Source organism: Micromonospora sp. H61 (genome assembly GCF_018070325.1).
Classification (GTDB): domain Bacteria; phylum Actinomycetota; class Actinomycetes; order Mycobacteriales; family Micromonosporaceae; genus Micromonospora; species Micromonospora salmantinae.
The window spans coordinates 1-3,870 of record NZ_JAGPXY010000155.1; the positions used below are offsets into that span (position 1 = coordinate 1).

Genomic DNA, 3,870 nt, shown 5'->3' on the forward strand with positions numbered 1-3,870 from the left:
CCTCCTCCCGAACCCCGCGGTTCCCCTTCAGGAGGAAAAGCAGAACGTCGTTGATCGAGGTCGAGCTGGCTCGTGTCGTCCCGCCGATGGACTTGGGGTGCGTAGCGGCGAGCAGGAACAGGCAGGACAACGCAAGGTCGCCGGACCCGTCGTCGAACGACGTGGCCTGGGCGGCGAGGGCCGCCGGCTCCACTTGGGAATCGAGATTTCCCTCGATACTCGGCAGGATGGCCACGAGGAGCTGCCATGGGCTCAGTCGTGACATTCGCGCAGATTGCCGGTCGTGCAGCTGCGCCTGTAGCCGTGTCACCACTGATGGCTCCAGTAGCAGGCTGTCGGCGGTTCGCCAGGTCACACTGCCGGTGACCGTTCTGATTAAATTGGCGATCAGGTCGGCGTGCCGAGGCTTGCGCAAAAGCTTGGAAAAGGTGGCGACCTCGTCGGTCGCGGCATCGTCGTACTCGGCCACGGTCATCTCCCCGGCCTCGAACCGTCGCCACGCCTCCTTGGCTACCAGGAACTCCTGGAAGGACCGATGCGCAAAACGAAGCCGCTCCCCGTACCGCCGGTCCAGGGGTGACGCGACGACGAGATCCCGGCGGACGGATCGTGGATCCCGTCCGGCAGGGACGAACGGCGCGACGAGTTCGTCCGGGATTCGGTCCGAGGTGATGATGCCGCCGCCACGCTCCGTCCACATCCAGAGGGCCAGCCGCTGGAGGAAGTCTCGGCGGACCTTGCCATCGAAGGCCAGCCGACTCGGCTTTTCCTCCTCCCGCAGCATGACCTCGTCAATCAGTTGATCGATGAACGTGTCGTAGAGGGTTACGAGGTCAAGTTCCTCGATCGCCCCGGTGTAGTGCGGCAGGATGTCGGCCAGCATTCGTAGCTGCACGGGTCGGTGCGCGATGTCGCGTAGATGCTTCGACCGTACCTGGCGCCAGATGAGGTCGAGATCGTACGTCTGCCGCCCCACATGGTCGCGGTAGGTCAGGTACTTAATCAAAAAGTTTCGGACTTGGTCGAGATCCAATGGGGAAAGTTCGACCTCGTGGTAGTCGACCGTACCCGGGGCGCGCATCGGACCCAGAGGACCGACATGTTTACCGTGCAGGGCATGCTCCTGCTCCTCGTCGTTCTCGAAGGCCGTTGGCCGGCCCAGAAGGATGACCTTTGCGTTCCCGACGGCTAGGCGGTTGAGCTGGGCTAAGTTGTATTTGAATTCCGTCCAACTGAGGAGTTGCTTCATCTCATCGAAGCCGTCTAAAATGGTGACAAAGCGACCGCCTTTGTTCAGTTCTAAGAATGTGCTGAACGAGTATCCCGGCACCGCGTTGGTCGCAGTGAAATGAGTGCCGAGCAGTCCTTCAAGATTCTGCTCCGCCGCGATCTCGCCTAGGCGGATGAGCACCGGGACGCGGGCCGTCGGATTTGTTAGGGTCCGCTCCGCCAGCATCGACGTCAGGCGGATGGCGAAGGAACTCTTACCGATGCCATAGGAGCCAAGGATGGCCAGCGGGCGTTCGACCGGGAATATTGAATCGGGCGAATCGTCTAACCACCTTAGTACGAGACCCTCCAGCGGATCGCCGTCGCGGGTGTGCGGGGGGACGTAGTACTTCGCCAACCCGTCCGGTGACTCCTCGAAGGTTGTGGCAGCAGAGCGCAGGTAGCTAGTCAAATCTAGGGTGCTGGCCAGCAGCGACGCCAGCGACTGCAACGAAATCCCGGGCCGTGACTCGGCCCAGGCGACCGCACCGGATGCCGCCGGCCCCGAGCTGACGACCAACAACTCGTGCACCTGGCCGGTCTGGTACAGCGGCTCGTATTCGGCCCACAGCCGGGTCAGCTGGGACTTGGACAACGGCCGATCCTCGGTTCGGCACTCCACCGCAACCCGCCACTCCCGTTGCCACCGATGTGTGGTCGCCAGCACTGGTACCTTTTTGTTGTCGATCAGTGGCCCGAGTCTGACCGTGTAGCCGGCGATGGTCAGAGCCCGCTGTACCTGCTCTCGAAAGGCTTCGCCGGACCGGGCGGGTTGGCCGGCGGTACGAGTGGTCGTGGCCCGGATGGCGGGACGCCAAGACAGCGGAGCGGTGATCCCGTCGAGGAGATCACGAAGGTGTTCGGTGCGTGCCACCCACACCGAGTCGCGTAGCCACCCGTCGGCGGAGTTGTACCGGGCCGACACGATGCCGACGACGACATCATCCAAGAGCCGCCGTACCGGTGCGCCGCTCATCCCCGGCATGACGTCAATCGACGTCAATCGGCCAAGTTTCACCTGCTCGTCCTCAATGGTCCCGTCCTGTGCGTCCCGGGTCGTCCCGCCCTGCCAGGTTCCGGTCGCGTCCAACCACTCGTACCGGTACTCCAGGTCACCCACCTCCGACACGCCGCTGATCGTGACGGGGGTAAGTGTGTCCGTTTCGTCGGTGGGGCTGAAGCCGGTTACCGATCCCATTAACGGCTCGGTACGGATGAGGACGGCCAGGTCATGGCGGGGATCCGTACGCACCACGCGCGCATCGACTGAAGGCCCGCCGCCGGCCAGGCTGTCCACCCAGACGACTCCGTCGACAGCACCCGAGCCCATTCTCTCGACCACATGCCACGCCGTGACCAGCACCCCCGGCGCCGCCTGAAAGCAGGTGCCAACAGGCTTCCCGTCGGTGGTGAGAACGCGACCAAGGTACGGCCGCACCCGGTCGTCAGCCGAGCTCGCCATTCCAGCCTCCACAATGTTTCTACCGAATCACGTCCCGCAGTCTGTCTCTTCGAAGGTGAGCGTAGTCATCGGTCGCAGCGATCATGCTCGAGCAACCACGTCTGTCGATGGTGGGTCTTCGAGTCGTGCAAGGGTCTGTGAGACGAGCGACCCTGGCACGGTCGCGGTGGTCTATGCAAGCAGGACCCGTTCGCGCAGGACTCGAATCATCGCGATCATGGTGCCGCAGGTGATCTCTTGAAGCCATGGTCGTGCGACATCGTGCGCCCCGTCTCGCGGGACCCAGCCGGTTCGCCGATCGACGCTTGGTGGAGCCGCCGACGGTCGCGCAAGTGAGAAGTTCGTCCGGACTTCCTGGCATGGGAAGCATTTGACGATCCGCGGTAACGAGCCCGGTAACGGAAGGGATCGCAACGGGCGGATGGGGCGGTGACCCCAGCATGAAACGGCATCTGAAGGCTTCGTTTTATCCTTATCTAAGGACGTTTCAACCTATCCTGACATGGCGTGACAGAATCGTTGTAGAACTGGGGGTCAAGGGGTCGTCGGTTCGAATCCGGCCGTCCCGACCGATTGACCTGGGCAGATGAAGATCTTCTCAGGTAACGGCGGTAACATCCGGTAACGGATGATCTTTTCTGCAGTAACCGTGTGGACGGTTGGGCGTCGGCCCGACCGCCGTGATAGCTCTGACCTGCCGTTTCATCCGCGATCTGATGGAGCGGCATTTCGGTCTCTTGATTCCGCGGTAAGTGATGGGTGCGGCTGTCCCTTGGTCGCCGGTAGGGCGTCGCTGTGGTTGCCACCTGAGGATGAGGCAGGCAGGAAATGGTCGCTGAGGAGCCAAGAGCGCGTCGCCGTGGCCGTCTCTGAGGTGTAGTCGGGCGAGGTTAACCAGGGATTTCAGGGCATGCCGCGCGGCATGTTAGTGGCACCACTCCTGGGTCAGCTGAGCTGGTCGCAGTCGCAGTCGGAGGCGACCAGCGCTGCCTGGTATCTAGGCGGCAGACATCTGTCAACGCCGGCTGAATTATCACGCGGCGCCGACAACATCCTCCCGGAATCCATCACGATCCTTATCCTGGATGTCCGTCAACGGTCATGCCCTCGGGCCTTGCCGATCAAGCCGAGGTGGGTGT

Annotated in this window: 1 protein-coding gene; it reads right to left on the reverse strand. The window is 62.8% G+C overall.

Annotation, left to right across the window (positions count from 1 at the left end):
- Positions 1–2,731, reverse strand: a 2,731-nt coding sequence (locus KBX08_RS32420; protein WP_210787569.1) for a serine protease, incomplete at its 3' end; no start/stop codon positions are given.
- Between the last annotated feature and the right edge of the window lie 1,139 nt (positions 2,732–3,870).